Source organism: Streptomyces sp. ICN903 (assembly GCF_022015835.1).
GTDB classification, from domain to species: domain Bacteria; phylum Actinomycetota; class Actinomycetes; order Streptomycetales; family Streptomycetaceae; genus Streptomyces; species Streptomyces fenghuangensis.
Window position 1 is genome coordinate 1 of the sequence record NZ_JAKMAY010000403.1, and the last position, 4309, is coordinate 4309.

Consider the following 4309-nt stretch of genomic DNA (forward strand, 5'->3'; position numbering starts at 1 on the left):
GCCCGGACCGCCCAGGCCGTCCGAACCGCCCGGATCCCCCGGGCCGCTCGGGACGTCGGAGCCCAGGAAGGCCCGCAGGGCCGCCCCCTGCCCGGTGGCCGTCCGCCCGGTGTGCTCCGGCCGCCCGGTGGCGGCCACCAGGTGCACCCCCAGCCGCGCCCCGTCCCGCGCCACGGCCTCCAGCGCCCTGACCACCGAACCGGCCGCCGGCCGGCCGGGGTTGCCCAGCGCGGGGGCGACCAGCGTGTCGAAGTCGTCGACGAGGACCACCAGCCGGGGCAGCGTTCCCGGCCCCGGCCGCGCGGCCCCGGCTGGACCGGTCTCCCCCGGGGCCCGCAGCTTGAGGGCACCGGACTCGGAGCCCGTGCCGGAAACCGTGCCCGAGACCGTGCCCGCCGAGGGAGCACCCGGGGCCCGGCGCTGGGCGACCACCCGGGCGGCGGCCCCGCCGGCGGCATGGTGCCGCGCCTGCGACACCTCCGCCGCGTACGCCTCGTACGTGCGGTCGCCGAGCAGTTCCGCGCGGCGCTTCAGCTCGCCGCCCAGCGCCTGGGCGAACTCACGCATCCGCACCGGATCCCCCGCGGCCAGGTACGTCGTGGCGTGCGGCAGGTCCCCGCAGACCCGCAGCCCGTCTCCGTCCCCGTCTACCAGGACCAGGGCGAGCCTGTCCGGCCGCTCCCCGGCCGCCAGCGAGGCGGCCGCCGAGCGCAGCAGCTCGGTCTTGCCGGAACCGGCCGGACCGGAGACCAGGAAGGGGCCGTGGCCGGCGGCGAGATCGGCGGTGACCGGGCCGTGCGGGCCCGCGCCCAGCACGGCCTCGGCCCGCGGGCCGACGGGTGCGCCGGGTCCGGCGGGGTCGTCGGCCCAGCGGGCCAGCAGCGCGGCGGGGGTGGCCCGGGCCAGGCCCAGCTCCTCCAGCAGCCGGGAACTCGGCGGCAGCGGCACGGGGCGGTCCGGGGACGGGCCTCTGGCCGCGTCCGCCTCGCGCAGCGGGGCCAGTGCCCGGGCGAAGCGCTCGGCCCAGGCCGACGACACCCCGTCCACGGTCGCGACCGGGGCGTTCGCCGGGTCCGTGCCGCGCGCCACCACCCGTATCGCCGTGGCGACGGCGCCGCTGAGCAGGCCGACGGCCCCGCAGAAGCGGAAGGCGGGGGAGGCGGCGGCCGCCGCCTCCAGGGTCACGGCGAGCGGGGAGGTGGGGGTGGCGGCCGAGGTCTCGGCCAGGCACAGCAGATGGACGCCCGCGGCCGGTCCGTGCGCCGCCAGCCGGGCCACGGCGTCGCGCAGCTCGGCCGGGCCCGGGTCGCCGTCGACCACGGCGACCGTCAGCGGACCGCGGCGCGCGCCCGCACCCGCGCCCGGCTCCGGTCCGTCCAGCCGCCGCAGCAGCTCCTCGGTACGGGCGGCGGCCTGCTCGCGGTCGTACGCCAGCAGCAGGCGGCAGTCCTGGCCGTGGGCCGGGCGCAGGTGCGGCAGCCAGCCCAGCCAGGACCAGTCGCCGCCCTCCGCCGTGTCGTGAGCGCCGCCGCGGGGCGCTCGGCCCGGGGCGATCAGCACGATCTCCAGGGCGCCCGGCCCGTGCAGCGCGGTGAGCTGGGCGAGGACCGAGCGCACCAGCGGCAGCAGCCGGGCCCGGGGGCCGGCCAGCCCCAGCGAACCCGTGCGCCGCAGGTCCACCGTCACCGGCTCGACGGCCCCGGCCGCGCCGCGGACCGAGCCGAGCCGGACGGTCAGCGCGTCGGGGTGGCCGGTGCCGCGCTCCCACAGCCGGGGGCCGGGGCCCAGCGCGGTGAGCAGGACCTCCGACGGGTCGGGCCAGCGCTCCTCGCCCGGCGCGGCCGCCGCTGTGGGAACGGCGGACGGGGCGGGCCGCGCCCGGCCGGTCCCGTCGGCGTCCGCGCCGCCGTCCTCCGGCCGTCCTCCGGCGAGCCGCCGGGCCCAGGCGCCCAGACCGCCGCGCCGGGGCCGCCCGGCGGCAGGGCCGCCGCCCGGGGGTGCGATCCCGGCTCCGTGGGTGCCGCCCCCGGAGGGGAAGGGGTGGTCGGCGCGGCCGTGCTCGATCTCCTCGGCGCCCCCCGGACCGCCGGGAACGTAAGAGGCGGCCGCCGCTCCGGGGCCGCCCGGTCCGCCGTCGGGCCCGTACGGCGGGAGCGCCGCGTGGCCCAGCCCGCTGACCGTCTCGGCGGTGGGAGCGGCAGGGCCCGCGGGCGCGCCGGGGGAGGCGGGAGCGGCCGAGGGCGCACGGCCCTGCTCCGGCAGCAGCCCGGCCGCGCCGGGGCCGCCCGCGCGGACCCGCAGATGCCCCTCCCCGTCCGGAAGCGCGGGCACGCCCGGCAGCTCCTCCGACCCGGCCCGCAGCCGTACGGCGGACTCGCCCAGCCGCAGTGTCGCGCCAGGCGGCAGGGGCACCGGGCGGTCGTGGACCGCGGCGCCGTCGACCGTCGTGCCGTTGGTGGAGGCCAGGTCGGTGACCGTCACCATCCCCGACTCCGCCACGGTGACCGTGCAGTGCAGCCGGGAGACGTCCGGATCGTCCAGAGGCACGTCCGCCTCGGCGGAGCGGCCCACGCGCACCTGCCCGCCGCGCAGCAGGTGGACCCCGCCCGCGTCCGGCCCGGCGACGACGTGCAGCCGGGCGCGCGTACCGGCGGGGGCCAGGCCGTGGCCCCAGGGCGCGGTCGGCCCGTACAGGGACACCACCGCGCCGTCCACCAGCGGTGGCACACCCAGCATCTGGCGCCCGGCGTCCAGCCGCTGCGCGCCGGCGAACACCGCCACCGCCTCCCCGGAGCCGGCGGCGGGCGCGGCGCCGGCGGAGGCGGCCGCCGCGGCGAGGGCGCCGGTCACCGCCGAGAGGGTGGTGCCGGCGGGGGCGGTCACCAGCACGTCGCAACCGCCGGTGCTCTGCTCCGCGTGACCGCCGCGCGGTCCGAGGACGGTCAGCCGGATCTGCATCGACATCGGCCCCTTCAGTCCCGTGATGCTGGATGCATCCTCGCACCGACCACTGTCACAGCGCCCACGATCCTCCGCCGAATGATCTTGATTGGTCTGCTGTGCGCGCAAATGTGGCCGGTAATTGCCCGTCCCCCGCGCGGTTCGCTCCGATGCGAAACCCCGGGCGGCCGCTCACCGGCAACCGTCCGCCCGCGCGGCGCGTCCGACAGGAGGCAGGGGACGGGGCACGGAGGAGGGGGCGCGGGGCAGCGCGCGCAGAGCAGGGCGCGGAACGGGCCGGACGGGCGGAAGGCCGACCGGGCGGAACGGCCCGGACAGGCGCCCGCGCACGCCCGTGCCCCGTCGCACACGGCACTACAGTGAGCCGCCGGAGCGCCGTACAGTGGCGGCTTGGGCAGTTCGAACGAACCAGGGAGCGCATGACGTGCGGCCGGTAGGCAGCAAGTACCTGCTCGAGGAGCCGCTCGGGCGCGGCGCCACGGGCACCGTCTGGCGCGCGCGCCAGAGGGAGACGGCGGGCGCCGAGGCGGCCGTGGCCGGGCACCCCGGCGAGACCGTGGCCATCAAGGTCCTCAAGGAGGAGCTGGCGAGCGACCCGGACGTGGTGATGCGCTTCCTGCGCGAGCGCTCCGTCCTGCTCCGCCTGACCCATCCCAACATCGTCCGCACCCGCGACCTGGTGGTCGAGGGCGAACTCCTCGCCCTCGTCATGGACCTGATCGACGGCCCGGACCTGGACCGCTACCTGCGGCAGAACGGCCCCTTCTCGCCGGTCGCCGCCGCGCTGCTGACCGCCCAGATCGCCGACGCGCTGGCCGCCAGCCACGCCGACGAGGTCGTCCACCGCGACCTCAAGCCCGCCAACGTGCTGCTCGCCGGCTCCGAGGACGACCCCGCGGGCCTGCGCCCGATGCTGACCGACTTCGGCATCGCGCGCCTGGCCGACTCCCCGGGCCTGACCCGCACCCACGAGTTCGTCGGCACCCCCGCCTACGTCGCGCCCGAGTCCGCCGAGGGCCGGCCGCAGACCTCCGCCGTGGACGTCTACGGCGCGGGCATCCTGCTGTACGAGCTGGTCACCGGCCGTCCCCCCTTCGGCGGCGGCACCGCGCTGGAACTCCTCCAGCGCCATCTGACCGAGGAACCGCAGCGCCCCGGCAACGTGCCACTGCCGCTGTGGACGGTCATCGAGCGCTGCCTGCGCAAGAACCCCGGGGAGCGGCCCAGCGCCGAGAACCTGGCCCGCGCCCTGCGGACGGTCGCCGAGGGGATCGGGGTGCACGCCACGCCCGCGCAGGCCGAGGCCGCGATGGGCGTCGCCGCGCTGCTGGGCCCCGACCCCTCGCCC

At 79.1% G+C, this 4309-nt stretch carries 2 protein-coding genes; one reads left to right on the forward strand and one right to left on the reverse strand.

Going from position 1 to position 4309, the window contains the following annotated elements:
• Positions 1 to 2964 (reverse strand): FHA domain-containing protein (locus tag L7D48_RS26645; protein WP_308312342.1); only part of this gene is annotated, 2964 nt, incomplete at its 3' end.
• A gap of 421 nt (positions 2965 to 3385) precedes the next feature.
• On the opposite strand from L7D48_RS26645, the gene L7D48_RS26650 reads away from it, so the two are divergent.
• On the forward strand, positions 3386 to 4309 hold a 924-nt coding region (locus L7D48_RS26650), incomplete at its 3' end, for a serine/threonine-protein kinase (protein WP_237883312.1).